The following is a 19,434-nucleotide window of genomic DNA, read 5'->3' on the forward strand; positions in this document are numbered from 1 at the left end:
CCGCCACCCGCCACGGCCCCCCGCACAGGCCGACGAAAGCCTCCAGCACCGCCTCGGCAGACCGGGTACACGGAACGTCCGAGCCGGGGCGGGACGGGCGACGCGTCACGCGCACGCCCTGACCCCGGACCGCCCGGCCCCGGCCGTTTCGGAGCCCGGCCGTCAGGCCTTCAGCGTGCGCAGCGCCTGTGCCGCGACCGTCAGGTCCTCGTCGGACGCCAGACCGGCGTGATAGAGCCGCAGTTCCGTGGCGCCGAGCTCCCGTGCCCGGGTCGCGTCGGCGGCGAGGGTGCCGGGGCTGCCGCCCATCCCGGCGACGACGGTGAAGTTGGCCGCGATGACGGCGTCCCGGCGGCCCTGCCGTGCGAACGGCGTCAGCGTGCCGGTGCCGCCCGCGCAGGGCACGACCACACCGTCCACGACGGACAGGATGTGCGCCGGGTCGACTCCGGGGTTGGCGCCGACGTGGTACGAGACCGGGTCGGCGTGCAGCAGCACCTGGAAGCCCTCCGGCGCCGCCGCCCGGACCGCGGCGACGGCCCGCTCCTGGAGGGTGCGGGCGGTTTCGTCGCGGTAGGCGCGCGTGGTGTGCGCGAGGGTCTCGCCGAGGAGCTTCTCGATGCCGGGCCAGCCCCCGTCGGAGGGGGCGCCCTGCCACACCGGCTCCAGCGCGGCCCGTACGGCGACCGCCAGCTCGTCGGCGTCCAGGCCGTGCCGCCCGTAGCCGTCCCGGCAGGACGGGCAGAAGCACAGCGCCATCAGGTACTGCCCGGCGTCCCCGAGGCCGACACCGCCGGTCTTGTCGTGGGCGTGCAGATGCTGCAGGCCGTACCAGCCGAGGGACTCCAGCTCGGTGCCGCGCGCCCCGGGCCTGACGGCCGCCTCGGCCGCCAGGTCGGTCAGGTACGTGCGCGTGGCGGGCTGCGCGATGCACGGCGCCCAGGGGTAACGGTCGCCGTAGGCGTTGACGACGGAGGTGTCCGGGTGCTCGGCGCCGAGGCGGGAGTTGTGCGCCAGGACGACCCAGGTGTGCACCTCGAGACCGGCCTCGCCGAGTGCGCCGGCGGCCTCGCCGAAGGCGTCGCCGGGGGCCCATGCGCCGGCCGCGTAGGGGCGCAGCTCGCGGCCGGCCCAGCGGTCGTCCGTCGGGTACAGCACGGCGGCGTGTTCGGCGGTGACGACGCGGTGCCGCGGGTGGCGGGGCGTGAGGGCGCGCGTGGAGTGGTAGGCGGCGGCGAGTGTCACCTGTTCCACGCCGAGCGCCGCGATCCGCTCGGGTGCCCGGGGGTCCCCGTTGACGTCCCAGGGGTAGACGAAGGCCGATGCCTTCACTTGGCCTCCTCCAGCAGCGCGTAGCCCCGCTCGATCACTTCGGCGAGCTGCTTGACATGATCCCCGGCCGGCTCGTGCAGCGGGGGCCGCACCTCCCCGACGTCGAGGCCGCGCAGCCTCACCCCGGCCTTGACCAGCGCGACGGCGTACCCGCGGCCCTGCGCGCGCAGGTCGACGAACGGGCGGTAGAAGCCGTCCAGCAGTTTGTCGGCCGTGGCGTCGTCGCCGGTGCGCAGGGCCTCGTGGAAGGCGAGGGCGATCTCCGGCGCGAAGCAGAACACGGCGGACGAGTAGAGCGTGACGCCGAGGGCGCGGTAGGCGAGCTGGGTCTGCTCGGCGGTCGGCAGGCCGTTGAAGTAGAGGAAGTCGCCCGCGGTCTCGGTGCGGACGGCGCTGATGACGCGCTGCATGAGGTCGAGGTCGCCGAGCCCGTCCTTGAGGCCGATGATGCCTTCCGTGCGGGCCAGCGCGACGACCGTCTCCGGGGTGAACACGGCGTTGTCACGCTGGTAGACGATGACCGGCAGCGCCGTCGCGGCGGCCACCTCCCGGTAATGCCGCAGCAGCCCCTCCTGCCCGGCGACGACGAGGTACGGCGGCATGGCCAGCAGGCCGTCCGCCCCGGCGGCCTCGGCGAGGCGGGCGTAGCGCACGGCGAGCGCGGTGCCGTACCCGGCGCCCGCGACGACCGGCACGCGCCCTTCCGTCGCCTCGACGGCGGCCCCTACGCAGGCCTCGAACTCCTCGGGCGTCAGCGCGTGGAACTCGCCGGTGCCGCAGCAGGCGAACACGGCGGCGGCTCCGGCCTCCACCCCGCGGCGGACGTGGGTGCGGTAGGTGTCGAGGTCGACGGAGCCGTCGGGTCCGTAGGCGGTGACCGGGAAGAACAGCGGCCCGCTGGGGACGGTGAGTCGAGCGGCGAGAGGGGCTGACGTCACAAGCTCTCCCGGTTCCATATTCATGATTGGCGTCTATATTTCTGAACAGTGCCACGCTAAGGTGCCGCCTCGGGGCCGGTCAAGCGCGCCCACTCGCGACGCACCTGCGGATTCACCCCTTCCGCGCCCCACTTGACGGGGTCCGGCCCTGATCCTTAGCGTGTCCACGCTTATGAATGCCGTGCGCTCATGTGCACGCGGTCGGCGATCAAGGAGACCCCGGGATGTCCGCTCCCCGCACCGTCCTGCTCACCGGCGCCGCCGGCGGCCTCGGCACCCTGATGCGGGACCTGCTCCCCGACTACGGCTACGACCTGCGCCTGATGGACCTGCGCCCGATCGAGGGCGCGCCCGAGGCGATCACCGCCGACCTCGCCGACCGGGACGCCGTGCGGGAGGCGGTCCGGGGCGTCGACGCGATCATCCACCTCGCGGGCATCTCCCTGGAAGCCCCTTTCGAGAAGATCCTCAAGGCGAACATCGAGGGCACCTACCACCTGTACGAGGCCGCCCGCGAGGAGGGCGTGGGCCGGATCGTCTTCGCCTCCTCCAACCACGCCGTCGGCTACACCCCGCGCCCCCGGGGCGACGACCCCCTCATCCCGGTCGACACCCCGCGCCGCCCGGACACCTTCTACGGCCTGTCCAAGTGCTTCGGCGAGGACCTCGCGCAGCTCTACTGGGACAAGTACGGCCTGGAGACGGTCTCGGTGCGCATCGGCTCCTGCTTCCCCGAGCCGACCAGCGTGCGCATGCTCTCGGTGTGGATGAGCCCCGCCGACGGCGCCCGCCTCTTCCACGCGGCGCTGACCGCCGAGCGGGTCGGCCACACCGTCGTCCACGGCTCCTCCGCCAACACCCGGCTGTGGTGGGACCTCACCAGCGCCCGGGCGCTCGGCTACGAGCCGCAGGACGACTCCGAGCCGTTCGCCGGGAAGCTCATCGCCGAGCAGGGCGAGCTCCAGGAGGGCAACGAGGCGCACGCCTACCTGGGCGGCCAGTTCGTGACGGACCCGCCGATCTGGCCGTACTGAACGGACACAGCCGTCACCAGGGCAGGCGGGCGGCAAACGGGCTTGCCCGCTCGGGCATCCGGGCACTGCCCGGAAGCAGTCGGGCCGCGCCGCCAAGTGCGTGGGCAACCGCGCGACCAGCCACCACGCACCCGCAGACGGCCACAGCCGCCCCGTGGCGCTCCGCGCCTCCGCACGACCGAACGGGCACACCCGGGCAGGATCACGCCCGCGACAGACCTGGCCACCGCGGAACGCCCCCTGTAGAACTTCCCCATGGCCCGGCCGGGGGCCCGAACGGGCAGTGCGGCAGGAAGGAAGGCGGGTGACGGCCATGACCAGGACCGGGGAAGAACGCCGGCGCGAGATCGTGCTGGCCGCACGGCGTGACGGCTCGGTCGACGTCACCGTCCTCGCCGCCGAGCTGAACGTGGCCAAGGAGACCGTCCGGCGAGATCTGCGCCTCCTGGAGGACCACGGTCTGCTCCGCCGCACCCACGGCGGCGCCTACCCCGTGGAGAGCGCCGGCTTCGAGACGACACTCGCCTTCCGGGCCACCAGTCACGTCCCCGAGAAGCGCCGGATCGCGTCCGCGGCGGCCGAACTGCTCGGCGACGCCGAGACCGTCTTCGTCGACGAGGGCTACACCCCCCAGCTCATCGCCGAGGCACTCCCCCGGGACCGGCCGCTGACCGTGGTCACCGCGTCCCTGCCGGTCGCGGGCGCCCTCGCCGAGGCCGAGCACATCAGCGTGCTGCTGCTCGGCGGCCGGGTGCGGCGCGGCACCCTCGCCACCGTCGACCACTGGACGACGAAGATGCTGGCCGGCTTCGTCGTCGACCTGGCGTACATCGGCGCCAACGGCATCTCCCGGGAACACGGCCTCACCACCCCCGACCCGGCCGTCGGCGAGGTCAAGGCCCAGGCGATCCGGGCCGCCCGGCGCGTGGTCTTCGCGGGCGTGCACACCAAGTTCGGAGCCGTCAGCTTCTGCCGCTTCGCCGAGGTCGGCGTGCTGGAGACGATCGTGACGAGCACCCTGCTGCCGGCCTCCGAGGCCCACCGCCACTCCCTGCTCGGACCGCAGGTCATCCGCGTCTGAGCACACCCGGCTCCCCTTCCCGGGGCACCCCTGTGCCCTGTTGCGCCCCTTGTCTCCCCATACCTCCAGGAGCGATCCATGCGAACCCAGAGCCGACGACGGCCACCGCGAGCCCCGCTCGCCCTGGCCGCCGCAGGGACGCTGCTCGCCCCGCTGCTCTCCGGCTGCTGGGCCGGCGCGGGCGGGGCCGGATCCGGCGGCGACGCCATCAACGTCCTGATGGTCAACAACCCGCAGATGGTCCAGCTGCGCAAACTGACCCGCGCCCACTTCACCGAAGAGACGGGCATCAAGGTCAACTTCACGGTCCTGCCCGAGAACGACGTCCGCGACAAGATCAGCCAGGACTTCGCCAACCAGGCCGGCCAGTACGACGTCGCCACGCTGTCCAACTACGAGATACCGATCTACGCCCGCAACGGCTGGCTGCGCGAGATGAACGGCTACCTCGCCGAGGACCCGGCCTACGACGAGCGGGACGTCCTGAAACCGATGCGCCAGTCCCTCACCGCCGACGACGGCAAGCTCTACGGCCAGCCCTTCTACGGCGAGTCGTCGTTCCTGATGTACCGCAAGGACGTGTTCGACCAGCGGGGCCTGACGATGCCGGCCCGCCCCACCTGGCAGCAGGTGGCGGACCTCGCCGCGAAGGCGGACGGCGCCGAACCCGGTATGAAGGGCATCTGCCTGCGCGGACTGCCCGGCTGGGGCGAGGTGATGGCCCCGCTCACCACCGTCGTCAACACCTTCGGCGGCACCTGGTTCGACAAGGACTGGAAAGCACGGCTGGACTCCCCCGCCTTCGAGAAGGCGACGAAGTTCTACGTCGGCCTGGTGCGCGAGCACGGCGAGTCCGGCGCCGCCCAGGCCGGCTTCGCCGAGTGCCTGAACAACATGACCCAGGGCAAGGTCGCCATGTGGTACGACGCCACCTCCGCGGCCGGGTCCCTGGAGGCGGCGAACTCCCCGGTCAAGGGCAAGGTCGGCTACGCCCCCGCCCCCGTCGAGAAGACGGAGTCCTCCGGCTGGCTCTACACCTGGGCCTGGGGCATCCAGAAGGCCTCCCGCAACCCCGACAACGCCTGGAAGTTCGTCTCCTGGGCGTCCGGCAAGGGCTATGAGCAACTGGTCGGCGACCGGGTGGGCTGGTCCGACGTCCCGGCCGGCAAGCGGGCGTCGACGTACGCCAACCCCGACTACCGCGAGGAGGCCGGCGCCTTCCAGGAGATGACCAGGAAGGCCATCGAACAGGCCCGGCCGACCGACCCCGGCGTACAGCCGCGGCCCGCGCCCGGCATCCAGTTCGTCGGCATCCCCGAGTTCACCGACCTCGGCACCAAGGTCTCCCAGGAGATCAGCGCGGCCATCGCCGGACGCCAGTCCGTCGAGTCGGCCCTGAAGAAGTCCCAGGCGCTCGCCGAGAAGATCTCCGAGGAGTACGAGGGACGATGACCGCCACGACGACGGCCCCCCTGGCCGAGCCCGGCACCCGCGCCCCGCTCCGGCGCCCCTCCGCCCGGCTGCGCGTCTGGGCCACCCGGGCCCCGCTGCTGCCCGCCCTGATCTTCATGATCGTCGTCACCCAGCTGCCCTTCGTGGCCACGCTGGTGATCTCGTTCTTCGACTGGAACTCCCTGTATCCCGACGCCCGTCGTTTCACCGGCGTCGACAACTACCAGGAGGTCCTCACCGACCCGGACCTGCGCCACTCGGTGTGGACGACCGTGCTGCTGACGGTGGCGGTGGTGCTGGCCGGCCTGGTGCTGGGACTGGCCCTCGCCCTGCTGCTGGACCGGAGGTTCCGGGGCCGGGGCATCGTGCGCACCCTGCTGATCGCGCCCTTCCTGGTGGTGCCGGTCGCGGCCGCCCTGCTCTGGAAACATGTGCTCTACAACCCTGAATACGGCCTGCTCAACGGGCTGTTGCACTATGTGGGCGGCCCACAGCCCGACTGGATCTCCAGCACCCCGCTGCTCGCCGTGGAGGCGGCGCTGATCTGGCAGTGGACCCCGTTCATGATGCTGATCCTGCTCGCCGGGCTGCAGAGCCGCGACCACGAGCAGATCGAGGCGGCCCGGGTGGACGGCGCGAGCGACTGGCAGATCTTCGTCCATCTGACGCTCCCGCACCTGCGCCGCTACCTCGAACTCGGCGCCCTGCTGGGCTCGATCCACATCGTCCAGAACTTCGACGCGGTCTTCACGATCACGTCCGGCGGCCTGGGCACCGCCAACCTCCCCTACACCGTCTACCAGAGCTTCTACCAGGCCCACGAGAACGGCCTCGCCTCGGCCGCGGGCGTGCTGGTGGTCATCGGTTCCCTCGTCATCGCGACCTTCGCCCTGCGCGTGGTGTCGTCCCTGTTCCGCGAGGAGGTGTCCCGGGCGTGAACCTCGTACGCCGCAACGGCACGGGCCTGCTGGCCTGGCTGGCCGGGATCGTGTTCTTCCTGCCCATCGCGTGGATGGCGCTGACGTCCTTCCACTCGGAGACGGACGCGGCGACCAACCCGCCGTCCCTCGCGGCCTCCTTGACCCTGGACGGCTACCGCGAGTTCTTCGGCGCGGGCGGTGGCGCGAGCCCCTGGCCGGCCCTGATCAACTCCACCGTCGCGTCCGTGGCGTCGACCCTGCTGGTCCTGCTGCTGGCCTTCCCGGCGGCCTACGCCCTGTCGATCAACCGCGTCCGCAAGTGGACCGATGTGCTGTTCTTCTTCCTGTCCACGAAGATGCTGCCGGCCGTGGCGGGCCTGCTGCCGATCTACCTGTTCGCCAAGAACGCCGGTCTGCTCGACAACATCTGGCTGCTGGTCGTCCTCTACACCTCCATGAACCTGCCGATCGCGGTGTGGATGATGCAGTCGTTCCTCGCCGAGATCCCGGTCGCGGTGATCGAGGCGGCGCGGGTGGACGGGGCGCGACTCCCCACCCTCCTCGCGCGCGTGGTCGCCCCGATCTCCCTCCCCGGTATCGCCGCCACCGCCCTGATCTGCTTCATCTTCAGCTGGAACGAGCTGCTGTTCGCCCGGGTGCTCACGGGTGTGGTCGCCGAGACCGCCCCTGTCTTCCTGACCGGCTTCATCACCAGCCAGGGCCTGTTCCTGGCGAAGGTGTGCGCCGCGTCGCTCGTCATCTCCCTGCCGGTGCTCGCCGCGGGGTTCGCCGCCCAGGACAAGCTGGTCCAGGGCCTGTCGTTGGGAGCCGTGAAATGAAGGCCGCCGTCATCGAGTCCGTGGGCAGGGCCGTCGTCACCGAGGTCCCGGACCCGACGCCGGGGCCGCGCGAGGTCGTCGTGGAGGTCGCGGCCTGCGGGCTGTGCGGCACGGATCTGCACATCCTCCAGGGCGAGTTCGCCCCGAAGCTGCCGATCGTGCCCGGGCACGAGTTCGCGGGCGAGGTGGCCGGCGTCGGCTCGCAGGTCACCGAGGTGGCGGTGGGCGACCGGGTCGCCGTCGACCCGTCCCTGTACTGCCACGAGTGCCGCTACTGCCGTACCGGCCACAACAACCTGTGCGAACGCTGGGCGGCGATCGGCGTGACGACGGCCGGCGGCGCCGCGCAGTACGCCCTCGCCCCGGTGGCGAACTGCGTGAAGCTCCCCGAGCACGTCCGCACCGAGGACGCGGCCCTCGTGGAGCCGCTGTCCTGCGCGGTGCGCGGCTACGACGTCCTGCGGTCCCGCCTCGGCGCGCATGTGCTGATCTACGGCTCCGGCACCATGGGCCTGATGATGCTGGAACTGGCCAAGCGCACCGGCGCGGCGAGCGTGGACGTCGTCGACGTGAACCCGGCCCGCCTGGAGACCGCCCGCGGTCTCGGCGTCTCGGCAGCCGCCGCCAGCCCGGACGAGCTGGACCGTCCGCAGGGCTGGGACCTGGTCATCGACGCCACCGGCAACGCGGCGGCGATCCAGGACGGCCTGGACCGGGTGGCGAAGGCGGGCACGTTCCTGCAGTTCGGCGTGGCCGACTACGCGACCCGCGTGACGATCGACCCGTACCGCGTCTACAACCAGGAGATCACCATCACCGGCTCGATGGCGGTGCTGCACAGCTTCGAGCGCGCGGCGGAGCTGTTCGCGAACGGGGTCCTCGACCCGGAGGTCTTCATCAGCGACCGCGTCCCGCTGGAGCGCTACCCGCAGGCGCTGGAGCAGTTCGCGGCGGGAGTCGGCAGGAAGATCGTGGTCGTGCCGTAGCGCGGGGCCGGTGCCGGCGGGGCGGGGGAAATCCGGTGGGCGCCCGCTCCCCCGGCCCCTACCCTCGCTGCATGCCGAGACCCCACGGATTCACCTACGAGCAGCACGCGGGCGGAACCGTCCGCATCAGCCACCACGGCCGCCCCGCCACCACCCTGAACGGACCGCGCGCGGCGCGGTTCCTCACCGAGGTCGAGGCCTCCGACCCCCAGCTCGTCATGGCCCGCTGGACCGGCAACTACAAGCGGGGCAACGAACGCGCCGCCCGCGACCACCCCCGCAATCGCCGGTGACCCGATTGGCCGCTTGGTAAGGGAACGGCAAAACCGCCTCGCTCGTTCACCCGGCATGACAGCTATGACCCCCGGCTCGAACATCCCCCTGTCCGCCGCCCGCGTGACGGTGGACGTCGCCGCTCCGGTGCGGCTCGACGTATCGGGCCTGCTGCTCACCGCCGACGGCAAGGTGCGCTCCGACGACGACTTCATCTTCTACAACCAGCCGTCGGGCCCGGGCGTGACGTACCGCTCGGGCGGCGGCAGCGCGCCCGACGCGATCGTGGTCGACACCTCGGCCCTCCCCCCGGGCATCGAGAAGATCGTCGTCACCGCGAGCCCCGACGCCGCGGGCCAGACCTTCCAGGGCATCGAGCCGACGGCCACGATCCGCAACGCCGACGACGGCTCCGTCCTGGCCTCCTTCACGCCCCCGCAGCTCGGCAGCGAGACGGCCCTGGTCATCGTGGAGGTCTACCGGCGCAACGGGCAGTGGAAGGCCCGAGCCGTCGGCCAGGGATACGCCAACGGCCTCGCGGGCATCGCCACGGACTTCGGAGTCACGGTGGAGGAACCGGCCGCCGCCGCGCCCCAGCCGGTGACCCCGCCGCCCGCCCCCGTGCAGCCGCCCGCTCCGCCCGTCTCCACCCCCGCCGCGCCCCCGGCCGCCCCGGCGACACCGCCCCCGCCCGCGCCCGGCGCCGGGAAGATCAACCTCGACAAGGGCCGCGTCAGCCTCCAGAAGAACCAGACGGTCTCCCTGATCAAGGGCGGCCGTCCCCTGCTCTCGCAGGTCAGGATGGGCCTCGGCTGGGAGCCGGCGTACCGCGGCAAGGACATCGACCTGGACGCGTCGGTCATCGCCTACGGGCCGCAGCGCAACCACATCGACAGCTGCTACTTCGGCAAGCTCCAGATCGTGGGCGGTGCGATCCAGCACTCCGGCGACAACCTCACGGGGGAGGGCGGCGGGGACGACGAGACCATCATGGTCGACCTGGGCCGTCTGCCCCAGGAGGTCACCGGCCTGGTCTTCACGGTCAACTCCTTCTCCGGCCAGAAGTTCACCGAGGTCGCCAAGGCGTACTGCCGCCTGTTGGACGGCGCGACGGGCGAGGAGCTGGTCCGCTTCGACCTCACCGGTGCCGAGCCGCAGACCGGCGTCCTGATGGCCAAGCTGATCCGCCAGTTCTCCGGCGAGTGGGAGATGACGGCGATGGGCGACTTCGTGAAGTCCCGCACGGTGCGGGGGATGGTGAAGCCGGCGGCCCAGGCCCTGTGACCCACCGGCCGGCCTCCCGGGACGCCCCCCTCACCAGGGGGCGTCCGGGCTCACCGGCTCAGCGGCCCTCCGCCCCCAGCCCCTCCGCCAGCAGCGTCAGATAGCGCCGGAGGTGCCGGTCCTGCCCGTCCGCCAGTTCCGACGCCGTCGCCACGCCGTGCGCCAGCCGCAGCACATCGATCGGCTCGACGTCCCGCCGCAGCGCGCCCTCCTGCTGCGCCGCCCGGACCAGTCGCCCCGCCGCCGTCCTGACCGAGTCGCCGCAGCCCGTGCTCACCAGGGAGCCGGAGTCCGTGACCGCCGGGCCCAGCAGCGCCTTCAGCCCCCGCATCCGGATCATTCCGGCGCCCAGTTCGTACAGCCACTCCACCAGCGCCTCGTGCGGCGGCAGTTCGGCCGCGAGCGCATCGGCCCGGGCCGCGAGCGCCTCCACCCGGTCGAGATACGCGGCCTCCAGCAGCGCCTGCCGGGTCGGGAAGTGCCGGTACAGCGTGCCGGATCCGACCCCGGCCCGTTTGGCGATGTCGTCGAGCGAGGCGCCCTCCCCGTGCTCGGCGAACGCCTCCACGGCCACCCTCAGCAACCGCTCGTGGTTGCGCCGGGCGTCCGCCCGCATGGGCCTGACCTGCACCACGCGACCACTCCTCACGCACCGGGGACTCCCTTCGCACCTTACCGGGACCGGCCTCCTGGCCCGGGTGGTGCCGAAGGCCGTCAGCCCCCTGGGGACCCGCTCGCCGGAACCGATCAAAGGCGCCGCGTCTGCGGTCCGGCGGCCCCCGCGGGCCCTGCGTGGCGTGGCAGGCCGGTGACGCCGGGCCGGCGGTCGGACCGTCAGGCGGAGTCGCGGACCACCAGTTCGGGTGTCACCCACGCGTCCGCGCCCCGCAGCGGCTCCTCGCCCGCGCGCAGCCGGGCCACCTGCTCCACGGCCAGCCGCCCCAGCTGCCGCTTGTCGATGTGCAGGGTGGTCAGGGCGGGTTCGACCAGCTCGCCCAGGGACAGGCCGTCGAAGCCGAGCACGGCCAGGTCGTCCGGAACCCTCCGGCCACGGCGTCGGGCGCTTCGCATCGCCCCGATCGCGATCAGGTCGTTGAACCCGAAGACCGCGGTGACCTCGGGCCGCTGGGCCAGCAGTCGTTCCATGCCGACCTCGCCGCCCGCCACGCTGTGTTCGGGACACACCACGACCCAGTGCTCGTCGACGGACAGACCGAGCCGCCGCGCCTGCTCGAGGAAGGCCTGCCGGCGAGGGCCGGGGCCCTGCACGCCGTCCAGCATGCCGATCCTGCGGTGCCCGGCCCGGAACAGATGGTGCATGCCCCGCTCGACGCCGGTGGCGGCGTCGATGCCCACGGCCGCGAACCGGGTCTGCCGGGGGCCGCGCTCCAGCAGCACCAGCGGCACGCCCCCCAGGTGCCGGGCGAGCACGTCGTCCGGGTCCTTGAAGTAGCCCACGACCGCGTCGGCCTGGTGGGACAGCACGTCGAGCGCCTCCCGTTCCCGGGCCTGGTCGATGCGGGAGTCCCACACGACGACCTGCCAGCCACGCTGCTCGGCCGCCTCCAGCACCCCGGCGGCCACCTCGGGGAAGAACGGGTTGCGCAGGTCAGGGATGACCAGGCCCGCCGTCACGGCGCCCTTTTGGACCAGCCCACGGGCGAACCGGCTCGGCCGGTAGTCCAGGAGCCGGGCCGCCTGAAGGACCCGCTCCTTGGTGCCGGGGTCGATCTCGCCCTTGTCGTTGACCGCCCGGGAGACCGTCTGGCGCGACACTCCGGCCAGGCGTGCGACGTCGTGGATGGTGGCCCGGCGCCGGGCGCCGTCGGGCCGCTCCGCGCTCGGCTCCGCACGCTGATCGTCCGTCCACACGGTCAGCACTGTATCCGGCGCCGCGACCACCCCGGCAGGGGCGGCCGGACGACCTCCCTCCGGCACACCCGCCCCCACTGGGCTCCGCGCCAGCGGACACCCCGGGGCCCGGTACCGACGTCAGCCCTTCAGTCGCCGAGCTCGGTGAACAGGGTCAGCTGGAGGGCGCCCGGCGCTTCGAGGCGGGAGTTCAGGGAGTTCCAGGGGGTGCGTGTCGGCTCGGCCACGACCTCCGCTCCCGCGGCGGCCAGTTTCGCCGTCGTGGCGGCGGAGTCGTCCACCTGGAAGGCGACCCGGATGTGCCCGGCCACCCGCCGCCCCACCTCCACCTCGTCGATGAACGCGGCGTGGTTCGGGTCGGTCAGCTCCAGGGTGGCCCGCCCGGCGTCGAGGATCGTCACCCGCCCGTCCTCCGAGGCGAACGCGGCCTGCTCGGTCAGACCGAGCACGTCCCGGTAGAAGTGCAGCGCGGCGTCGTAGTCGTCGGCGGTCACGACCAGGCGGAGTTGGCGGACGGCGGGTTCGTCGGACATCACTGCTCCTCCGGGAGGCGTCGTTTGACCGGCACAACCCGACACCCCGCCGGATGATTCCCCTGTGCGCCCGTTCGGCGGGCGGTCAGAACAGCGCGCTGTACGCGTTCAGCGCCGGCTGCCCGCCCAGATGGGCGTAGAGAACCGTGGAGTCCCGGCCGATCTCGCCCCGCGACACCAGGTCGATCATCCCCGCCATGGACTTGCCCTCGTAGACGGGGTCGGTGACCATCCCCTCCGTCCGGGCCGCGAGCCGCATCGCCGCCAGCGTCGTCTCGTCGGGGACGCCGTAGACGCCCGCGTGGTAGCGCTCGTCGAGTTCGATGTCGGACTCGGTCAGCTCGCGCTCCACACCGATGAGCCGCCCGGTGCGATGGGCGATGCGGGCGATCTGCCGCCGGGTCTCGGCGGGTTTCGCCGAGGCGTCGATGCCGAGCACCCGCCGGGGCCGCCCGCCCGCAGCCTCCAGCTCGGCGAACCCGGCCACCATGCCGGCCTGGGTCGACCCGGTCACCGAGCACACCACGACGGTGTCGAAGAAGACCCCCAGCTCGCGCTCCTGCTCGGCGACCTCGTAGGCCCACCCGGCGAAGCCGAGGCCGCCGAGCGGATGGTCGGAGGCACCGGCGGGGATGGCGTACGGCTTGCCGCCCGACTCCTCGACCTCGCGCAGCGCCTGCTCCCAGCTCTCCTTGAAGCCGATGCCGAACCCGGCCTTCACCAGGCGCACATCGGCCCCGGCGAGCCGGCTGATCAGGATGTTGCCGACCTTGTCGTACACGGCGTCGGGCCAGTCCACCCAGCTCTCCTGCACCAGCACGCACCCGAGCCCGGCCCGGGCGGCCACGGCCGCGACCTGGCGGGTGTGGTTGGACTGCACCCCGCCGATCGACACCAGGGTGTCGCAGCCCTGGGCGAGGGCGTCGGCGACGAGGTACTCCAGCTTGCGGGTCTTGTTCCCGCCGTAGGCGACACCGGAGTTGCAGTCCTCGCGCTTGGCCCAGAGCGCGGCGCCCCCGAGGTGTGCGGTCAGCCGCTCCAGGCGGTGGACGGGCGAGGGGCCGAAGAGCAGCGGGTAACGCGCGTACGCGGACAGGGACATGGGTCCTCCCTGGGTGGGGGTCGGTCTCAGTCGGCGAGCTCTTCGAGCCCCCGCCAGATCTCCGCCGTGACGTGGACCGCCGTGGTCACGTCACCGGCCGCGCAGGCGTCGATCAGCCGCTCGTGCAGCCCGGCCGAGCGGCAGCTGCCGCCCTCGCCGAAGCGCCGTCGCTCCAGGCGCCGGATGAGCGGGGTGTAGCGGGCGACGGTCGCACCGGCCGCGCGGTTGCCGCTCGCCCGGACGAGGACGTCGTGCAGGGCGTCGTCGGCGCGCAGGGCCGTGTCCACGTCCCCGGTGTCCACGGCCGCGGCGAACCGCTCGTTGGCGGCGCGCATCGCGGCGATGCCGGCGGCGTCCAGCCGGGGCACGGCGGCCCGTGTGACGAGTTCGTGCATGGCCCCGACGACGGCGGCGGCGTCCCGCACGTCGGCGGTCACCAGAGGGGTCACCCGGGTGTAGCTCTGCGGCTTGCTCTCCAGCAGCCCGTCGTCCACCAGCCGGGAGAACGCCTCCCGCACAGGTGCCCGGGACAGCCCGAGCCGCTGCGCCAGCTCGGCGTCCCGCACGACCGCTCCCGGTTCGATTTCCCCGGCCACGATGGCGTCCCTGATCGCCGCGTACGCCCGGTCCCTGAGCAGGGTGCGGGGTACGGGCCGGATGGCCTCCATGCACTGAAATGTTAGATGTCAGTTCAGTGCCCGACAAGGGTCGCGCATCGAACCGTGGCCCGCACTCCCCACGCGGTGCGGGCCACGGTCCTCAGGCCGCCCAGGGCCAGTCGGCGTTCCGGGAGGCCTCGATCAGCGGGACCATCCGGAAGGCGGCGTCCGAGAGCCCTCCGAACGTGTGCCGGTGCCCCTTCCCCGACGGGCCGTGGCCCGCCCGGTACCCGGCGAGGTTCCAGGTGTAGACCGGCACGTCGGCCGGGACCTGCTCGGTCGGGTCGCCCCGGTGGTGGTGCGTGTACTGCTCGTCGGTGACGATCAGCACCCGGTCGTGCTTCCTGTAGTGCCGGCGCACCGCCTCCGTGGTGTCGGTGCCGCCCAGGTCGCCGAAGCGGTCGAGGATCTTCAGCACCGACTCGCCCGCGCGGAACGTCACGCGGTCGCTCGTCGAGCCGAACTGGACCAGGTCCGCGTGCTCCGCCCGCAGCGCCAGCGCCGTACCGAAGATCGCCGCCGCGTCGGCTCGGTTGAGCTCCGAGCGGTCGGACATCCGCGACCAGAACATCGAGCCCGAGCGGTCGACGAGCACCAGCGTCCGGCCGGGCAGCGCGGGCACGTTGGCCAGCGAGTGGCCGAGCGCCCGCTCCAGGGCGTACGACCAGCGCAGCGACGGCGCGTTCCGGTACGCGGCGAGGTACCGGAAGGGGAACTGCCGCGAGCGCGCGACCTCCGCCGGGTCGCTGATCCGCGCGGCGACCCGCTCGGCCACCTCGTCCGAGACACCGGCCTCGTCGAAGTTGCGCAGGTTGCGCACCAGCGCCATGGTGCCCATGGAGGGGATCACGGCCTCCCAGGCCGCCCTGTCCATGGGGCCCTGGAGCCAGCCCGCCAGGGCCTCCCACGTCATCCCGGCCGCGGCCAGCCGCTCGGCACCGCCCTCGGCGGTCACGACCGCACGCCGCTCCTCGACGGGCAGCGCCATCAGCGCGCGGTGCGCGGTGAGGACGCGGTCCGACGCGGGCGGTACGGCGGTGTCCGGGTGGTGACGGCGGTCCAGGGCGTAGCGGAACAGCTCGCCCTGCCACGGCTTGTCCGGGTCCGGGGCCGCGTGCACGAGGTTGAGGATGTCACCGAAGCGGTAGCCCTTGGAGGCGGTGTCGTACTTCAGCAGCGCCTTGCCGTGGTAGAGCCGGCGCACGGCGTCGGCGATGCCGCGCTTGACCGGCTTGGGCACGTTCCGGCCGTACAGCGCGGTCCAGTACGCGAGCAGTTCGCCGGGCTCGTCGGGCCGCTGCAGCACGGAGGCGACGACCTGCCGGTTGGACGGGCCGTCGGTCGCACCGGCGTCCAGGCGGGCCTTGACGTACTCGGCGGCGCCGACGACGGAGGCCGTGCGCAGATGGCCCGGGCCGCGCAGCCAGCCGAGCAGGCCGGCCGTCCACTCCGGGTCGGTGACGGCGAGTTCGCGCACGAGCCGCTGGAACCGGTCGTCGCGGTCGGCGCCGGTCTCGTAGAAGGTCTGCTGGGAGACGAAGGTGGAGACGGCGAGCAGGAAGAGTTCGGAGCGGGCGTCCCGCTCACGGCCCAGGCCGCCCTCGTAGGTGCGCAGCACCCGCCCGGTGGACGTCACGCGCGAGACGGGACGCGCGCGGGCCGCTCTGGAATTGAATCGCGCCATGGTGAATTCCCCCGAATTCATTCGTGTTCCGAGGGGGACGCTGCATGCGGGAAAAGAGGTGGGTGCCCGAGGACAGAAGCCGGCGACGGACCAATTCAGATGCTCTACCCATTGAGCTACGGCGACCCGAAGTCGCCGACGGGACTCGAACCCGCAACCGTCCGATCCAGGAAGTAACCGTTGCCTTCGCACCGGGCACCCACCACATGCCGCGCCTCCCGAGATCAAGTCGGCGGCGGCGTCGGATTCTTTGGAAGAGAAGTAGCCGCTGCCATCGCACCGGGAAGTGCGTGACGTTGTGATCTCACTGTAGGAGGCGCGATTCGGGAAGGGCGACCGAATTTATGAGCGCTTCTGGCGCTTCCAGGGGCCGGTGATGGCCAGCATGATGCCGGGCGTCTGGATGTTGGCGTAGAGGGTCCGGCCGTCGGGCGAGAAGGTGACGCCGGTGAACTCGCTGTACTCCGGCTCCTCTTCGGTGCCGATGTTCAGCTCGTTGCGGGCGATCGGGTAGGTGCGCCCGCTGTCGGTGGCGCCGAACAGGTGCTGCACGCCCTCGCCGTCCTCGGCGATGACCAGGCCGCCGTACGGGGAGACGGTGATGTTGTCGGGGCCGTCGAACGCGCCGTCCTTCGACGGGTCGGGGTTCACTCCGAGCAGGACCTTCAGGGTCAGCGTGCGGCGCTTGGGGTCGTAGAACCAGACCTGGCCGTCGTGCTGGACGGGGCTCTCCTCCCGGGCGTAGGAGGAGACGATGTAGGCGCCGCCGTCGCCCCACCACATGCCCTCCAGCTTGCGGGCGCGGGTGACCTGGTCGTCCGGGAACTGCTTGCGCACGGGGGTGGTGCGGGCGTCGCGGTCCGGGACGTCCACCCAGTCGACGCCGTAGACGGTGCCGATCTTCGTGGCGCGGGACAGGTCGTCGACGAACTGGCCGCCGGAGTCGAAGCACTTGGGCGCCTGGAGGACACCGGCGTCGTCGGCGAGCTCCCGGAACTTGCCGGGGCCGTACTCGAAGCCGCGGGGCGGAGTCCAGCGGAAGAAGAGGCCGTTGGGGCCTGCCGCGTCCTCGGTGAGGTAGGCGTGGCCGCGCTTGGGGTCGATGACGACGGCCTCGTGGTCGTAACGGCCGAAGAACTTCAGCGGCTTGGGGGCGCGGTTGGCGCGCCGGTCGCAGGGGTCGACCTCGAAGACGTAGCCGTGGTCCTTGGTCATGCCGTTGACGCCGGCCTTGTCGGAGTTCTCCTCGCAGGTGAGCCAGGTGCCCCACGGGGTGACGCCGCCCGCGCAGTTGGTGGAGGTGCCGGCGATGCCGACCCACTCGGCGACGCGTCCGTCGGGGCGTACCTCGACGACGGTGCAGCCGCCGGCGGCCGCCGGGTCGTAGACGAGGCCCTCCGCGAGCGGCACCGGGTGTTCCCACTTGGCGCGCGGGCCCTTCAGCTCGTGGTTGTTGACGAGCAGGGTGGTGCCGCGGGGGCCGTCGAAGGCGGCGGTGCCGTCGTGGTGGGACGGCGTGGACTCACCGGACTCCAGCTTGGTCCTGCCGCTGTAGGTGATGACCCGGTACGAGAAGCCGGCGGGCAGGGCGAGGATGCCCCGCGGGTCGGGGACGAGCGGCCCGTAGCCGACACCGTGCCGGGCGTCCGCCGCCCCGTCCGCCGCGCTGTCGGTGTCGGTGGACGCGAGGGCGTTCGGCGCGGTGGCGAGGGCGCCGACGCTGCCCGCCAGCGCGACACCGGCGCCGGTGATCGCGGTGTTCCTGGCGAAGTCCCTGCGGGTGAGCGACATGGAGTCTCCTGAGACGGTGAGGATGCCGTGGGAGGTGGCGGACCTCGTTCGGCGAAACCGTCCCGCTCATCCATGAACGCCGGTTGAACAACACCTCAGGGGCGCGGGGAACTGCGCGACAAGCCGAGACGACGCCGCACCCGCGAACCGGGATCAGCCCCCCTGTTGCGATCGCGCCTTGAACGCCGCCTTCCGTGCTTCCTTCGCCACCTTCTTGTCGGGATGCAGCCGCCCCATGGCCTCCAGCACATCGGCCGTGGCCGGATGATCAACCCGCCACACGGCGTCGAAGAACCCGCCGTGCTGCCGCGCGAGCCCCTCCACCAGCGCCCGCAGCTCCTCGGAGTTCCCCTCCGCGGCCAGCTGCGCGGCCACCGTGTCGATGGTCAGCCAGTACACCATCGCCTCGGACGGCGCGGGCACGTCCGCCGCGCCGTGCTCGGTCAGCCACACCCGCGCGAGCCCGCCCAGTTCGGCGTCGTCGAGCACCTCTCGCAGCGCGGGCTCGGCCGAGGCCCCCACCAGCGACAGAGCCTGCTGACAACGCAGCCGCCGCAACGGCGCCCCGGCGTCCGAACCGCGGGCCGCCGCCAGCAACTCCCGCGCGGCGGCGAGCGATTCCCGGCGCTCCAGCCACTGCTCGGTCTCGGCCTGCGCGGCCCTGGGCGGGAACTCGGCCGTGCCGTCGAGCAGCGCGTCGGCCCCCTTGTCGGCGAGGTCCCCGACGGCCGGCGCGGCGAACCCGGCCTCCAGCAGCCGGGCGCGCATGCCGTACACACCGAGCGGGGTGAGCCGGACCATGCCGTAGCGGGAGACGTCGGTGTCGTCGACGGGGGGCGCGGGCTCCTCGTCGGCGTCGACCAGGAGCGCCTCGTCGACCGGCTGGTACTCGACGAATCCGACCGGCTCCAGCATCCGGAACTGGTCGTCCAGCCGCATCATCGCGTCGGACACCTGCTCCAGGACGTCGTTGGTGGGCTCGCCCATGTCGCTGGGCACGATCACCGAGGCGGCCAGTGCCGGCAGCGGTACGGGGGCGCCGCCGGTGGCGTCCTCGCCGGCGGTCAGCAGATAGAGGTTGCCGAGCACGCCGTCGAGGAACTCGGCCTCGGCCTCGGGGTCCCAGTCGAGGGCGGAGAGGTCGACCTCGCCGTCCCCGGCCACGAGCCCGTCCAGATCGGGCACGCTCGCGTCGGCGAGCACGGTCTCCAGTGCGGCGAGCCACACGGCCAGCACGTCCTGCGGCGAGCCTCCGGTGAGCAGGGCCAGGTCCTCCCCGGCCGTCACGGTGCCCTCTTCCTCGTCGACGACCTCGACGAGCCCCGCGTCCACGGCGACCCGCCACGCCTCGCTGGCGTCGGCGGCGGCGTCGTCCCCGCTCAGCCCGAGCACCTCGGCGGCCGCGGGCAGCTGCTCGTCGACGAGCCCTCCCCCGGCGTCGACGCGGGTGTCCTCTCCGGCCCAGCGGGCGAGCCGGGCGGCCCGGGACAGCAACGGCGTGGACAGCGCGTCGCGCGCCAGCTCCGCTTCGGGGTGCAGCCGCACCGGCGGCAGGGGGGAGCTGTCTGACATCGGCTGGTTCTCCTAGCGCGCCTCATGTGACTCAACCGCTCAGCCTAGACGGATTTCCACCCATGCCGCCCACTTCATCTCC

Annotated in this window: 18 protein-coding genes; 8 read left to right on the forward strand and 10 right to left on the reverse strand. The window is 72.5% G+C overall.

The features are described 5' to 3' along the window. Positions 1-162 precede the first annotated feature (162 nt). Both AC0665_RS25990 and AC0665_RS25995 read right to left on the reverse strand, forming a co-directional pair. Complete coding sequence (locus AC0665_RS25990; RefSeq protein WP_478705885.1) at positions 163-1,332, reverse strand: hypothetical protein; 1,170 nt, start codon at positions 1,330-1,332, stop codon at positions 163-165. Continuing rightward, on the reverse strand, positions 1,329-2,288 hold the full coding sequence (locus AC0665_RS25995) for a 5-dehydro-4-deoxyglucarate dehydratase (protein WP_478607429.1): 960 nt from the start codon (positions 2,286-2,288) through the stop codon (positions 1,329-1,331). The genes AC0665_RS25990 and AC0665_RS25995 overlap by 4 nt, the downstream gene beginning before the upstream one ends. 206 nt (positions 2,289-2,494) lie before the next feature. On the opposite strand from AC0665_RS25995, the gene AC0665_RS26000 reads away from it, so the two are divergent. From AC0665_RS26000 to AC0665_RS26035, 8 genes are all read left to right on the forward strand, one after another. Next, entirely contained in the window at positions 2,495-3,304 is an 810-nt protein-coding gene (locus AC0665_RS26000) for an NAD-dependent epimerase/dehydratase family protein (protein ID WP_478705886.1), read from the forward strand. 313 nt (positions 3,305-3,617) lie between these two features. After that, positions 3,618-4,385 carry a DeoR/GlpR family DNA-binding transcription regulator gene (locus AC0665_RS26005; protein ID WP_468410932.1) on the forward strand — a complete coding sequence of 256 codons (768 nt, stop codon included), beginning with the start codon at positions 3,618-3,620 and terminating at the stop codon, positions 4,383-4,385. 78 nt (positions 4,386-4,463) lie between these two features. Next, the gene (locus AC0665_RS26010) at positions 4,464-5,837 is read left to right on the forward strand and encodes an ABC transporter substrate-binding protein (protein ID WP_478705887.1); all 1,374 of its coding nucleotides are present in this window, start codon (positions 4,464-4,466) and stop codon (positions 5,835-5,837) included. Beyond that, positions 5,834-6,775 (forward strand): carbohydrate ABC transporter permease, encoded by a 942-nt coding sequence (locus tag AC0665_RS26015; RefSeq protein ID WP_478705888.1) that lies wholly within the window; start codon positions 5,834-5,836, stop codon positions 6,773-6,775. The genes AC0665_RS26010 and AC0665_RS26015 overlap by 4 nt, the downstream gene beginning before the upstream one ends. Next, a complete protein-coding gene (locus tag AC0665_RS26020) occupies positions 6,772-7,596 on the forward strand; it encodes a carbohydrate ABC transporter permease (protein ID WP_478510006.1) in 825 nt (274 codons plus the stop codon). The genes AC0665_RS26015 and AC0665_RS26020 overlap by 4 nt, the downstream gene beginning before the upstream one ends. Further along, a complete protein-coding gene (locus AC0665_RS26025; protein ID WP_478607048.1) occupies positions 7,593-8,582 on the forward strand; it encodes a zinc-dependent alcohol dehydrogenase family protein in 990 nt (329 codons plus the stop codon). The genes AC0665_RS26020 and AC0665_RS26025 overlap by 4 nt, the downstream gene beginning before the upstream one ends. 71 nt (positions 8,583-8,653) lie before the next feature. Further along, entirely contained in the window at positions 8,654-8,875 is a 222-nt protein-coding gene (locus AC0665_RS26030; RefSeq protein ID WP_468410942.1) for a hypothetical protein, read from the forward strand. A 64-nt stretch (positions 8,876-8,939) separates the two neighbouring features. Beyond that, positions 8,940-10,139: a TerD family protein gene (locus AC0665_RS26035; RefSeq protein WP_478705975.1), complete on the forward strand. Its 1,200-nt coding sequence runs from the start codon at positions 8,940-8,942 to the stop codon at positions 10,137-10,139. A 58-nt stretch (positions 10,140-10,197) separates the two neighbouring features. Here AC0665_RS26035 and AC0665_RS26040 read toward each other — a convergent pair whose 3' ends face one another. The 8 genes from AC0665_RS26040 to AC0665_RS26075 form a co-directional block, all read right to left on the reverse strand. After that, the gene (locus tag AC0665_RS26040; RefSeq protein WP_478705889.1) at positions 10,198-10,773 is read right to left on the reverse strand and encodes a TetR/AcrR family transcriptional regulator; all 576 of its coding nucleotides are present in this window, start codon (positions 10,771-10,773) and stop codon (positions 10,198-10,200) included. A gap of 200 nt (positions 10,774-10,973) precedes the next feature. After that, on the reverse strand, positions 10,974-12,011 hold the full coding sequence (locus AC0665_RS26045) for a LacI family DNA-binding transcriptional regulator (RefSeq protein WP_478705890.1): 1,038 nt from the start codon (positions 12,009-12,011) through the stop codon (positions 10,974-10,976). A 128-nt stretch (positions 12,012-12,139) separates the two neighbouring features. After that, a complete protein-coding gene (locus AC0665_RS26050; RefSeq protein WP_468410948.1) occupies positions 12,140-12,544 on the reverse strand; it encodes a VOC family protein in 405 nt (134 codons plus the stop codon). Between the two features lie 85 nt (positions 12,545-12,629). After that, positions 12,630-13,646, reverse strand: coding sequence for a 1-aminocyclopropane-1-carboxylate deaminase (locus AC0665_RS26055; RefSeq protein ID WP_478510002.1), 1,017 nt, complete (start codon positions 13,644-13,646; stop codon positions 12,630-12,632). Between the two features lie 26 nt (positions 13,647-13,672). Next, a complete protein-coding gene (locus AC0665_RS26060) occupies positions 13,673-14,314 on the reverse strand; it encodes a GntR family transcriptional regulator (protein WP_478607058.1) in 642 nt (213 codons plus the stop codon). 91 nt (positions 14,315-14,405) lie between these two features. After that, on the reverse strand, positions 14,406-15,989 hold the full coding sequence (locus AC0665_RS26065) for a TROVE domain-containing protein (RefSeq protein WP_478705891.1): 1,584 nt from the start codon (positions 15,987-15,989) through the stop codon (positions 14,406-14,408). Positions 15,990-16,331: 342 nt separating this feature from the next. Next, complete coding sequence (locus AC0665_RS26070) at positions 16,332-17,780, reverse strand: alkaline phosphatase PhoX (RefSeq protein ID WP_478607064.1); 1,449 nt, start codon at positions 17,778-17,780, stop codon at positions 16,332-16,334. Positions 17,781-17,933: 153 nt separating this feature from the next. Continuing rightward, on the reverse strand, positions 17,934-19,352 hold the full coding sequence (locus AC0665_RS26075; RefSeq protein WP_478705892.1) for a hypothetical protein: 1,419 nt from the start codon (positions 19,350-19,352) through the stop codon (positions 17,934-17,936). Between the last annotated feature and the right edge of the window lie 82 nt (positions 19,353-19,434).

Source organism: Streptomyces sp. NPDC043685 (assembly GCF_056436585.1).

Bases quoted from the DNA above. Each gene is read 5' to 3' on its own strand.
- AC0665_RS25995 (WP_478607429.1), bottom strand. From the start codon at position 2,288: ATGGAACCGGGAGAGCTTGTGACGTCAGCCCCTCTCGCCGCTCGACTC.
- AC0665_RS26000 (WP_478705886.1), top strand. From the start codon at position 2,495: ATGTCCGCTCCCCGCACCGTCCTGCTCACCGGCGCCGCCGGCGGCCTC.
- AC0665_RS26005 (WP_468410932.1), top strand. From the start codon at position 3,618: ATGACCAGGACCGGGGAAGAACGCCGGCGCGAGATCGTGCTGGCCGCA.
- AC0665_RS26010 (WP_478705887.1), top strand. From the start codon at position 4,464: ATGCGAACCCAGAGCCGACGACGGCCACCGCGAGCCCCGCTCGCCCTG.
- AC0665_RS26015 (WP_478705888.1), top strand. From the start codon at position 5,834: ATGACCGCCACGACGACGGCCCCCCTGGCCGAGCCCGGCACCCGCGCC.
- AC0665_RS26025 (WP_478607048.1), top strand. From the start codon at position 7,593: ATGAAGGCCGCCGTCATCGAGTCCGTGGGCAGGGCCGTCGTCACCGAG.
- AC0665_RS26030 (WP_468410942.1), top strand. From the start codon at position 8,654: ATGCCGAGACCCCACGGATTCACCTACGAGCAGCACGCGGGCGGAACC.
- AC0665_RS26035 (WP_478705975.1), top strand. From the start codon at position 8,940: ATGACCCCCGGCTCGAACATCCCCCTGTCCGCCGCCCGCGTGACGGTG.
- AC0665_RS26050 (WP_468410948.1), bottom strand. From the start codon at position 12,544: ATGTCCGACGAACCCGCCGTCCGCCAACTCCGCCTGGTCGTGACCGCC.
- AC0665_RS26055 (WP_478510002.1), bottom strand. From the start codon at position 13,646: ATGTCCCTGTCCGCGTACGCGCGTTACCCGCTGCTCTTCGGCCCCTCG.
- AC0665_RS26060 (WP_478607058.1), bottom strand. From the start codon at position 14,314: ATGGAGGCCATCCGGCCCGTACCCCGCACCCTGCTCAGGGACCGGGCG.
- AC0665_RS26065 (WP_478705891.1), bottom strand. From the start codon at position 15,989: ATGGCGCGATTCAATTCCAGAGCGGCCCGCGCGCGTCCCGTCTCGCGC.
- AC0665_RS26070 (WP_478607064.1), bottom strand. From the start codon at position 17,780: ATGTCGCTCACCCGCAGGGACTTCGCCAGGAACACCGCGATCACCGGC.
- AC0665_RS26075 (WP_478705892.1), bottom strand. From the start codon at position 19,352: ATGTCAGACAGCTCCCCCCTGCCGCCGGTGCGGCTGCACCCCGAAGCG.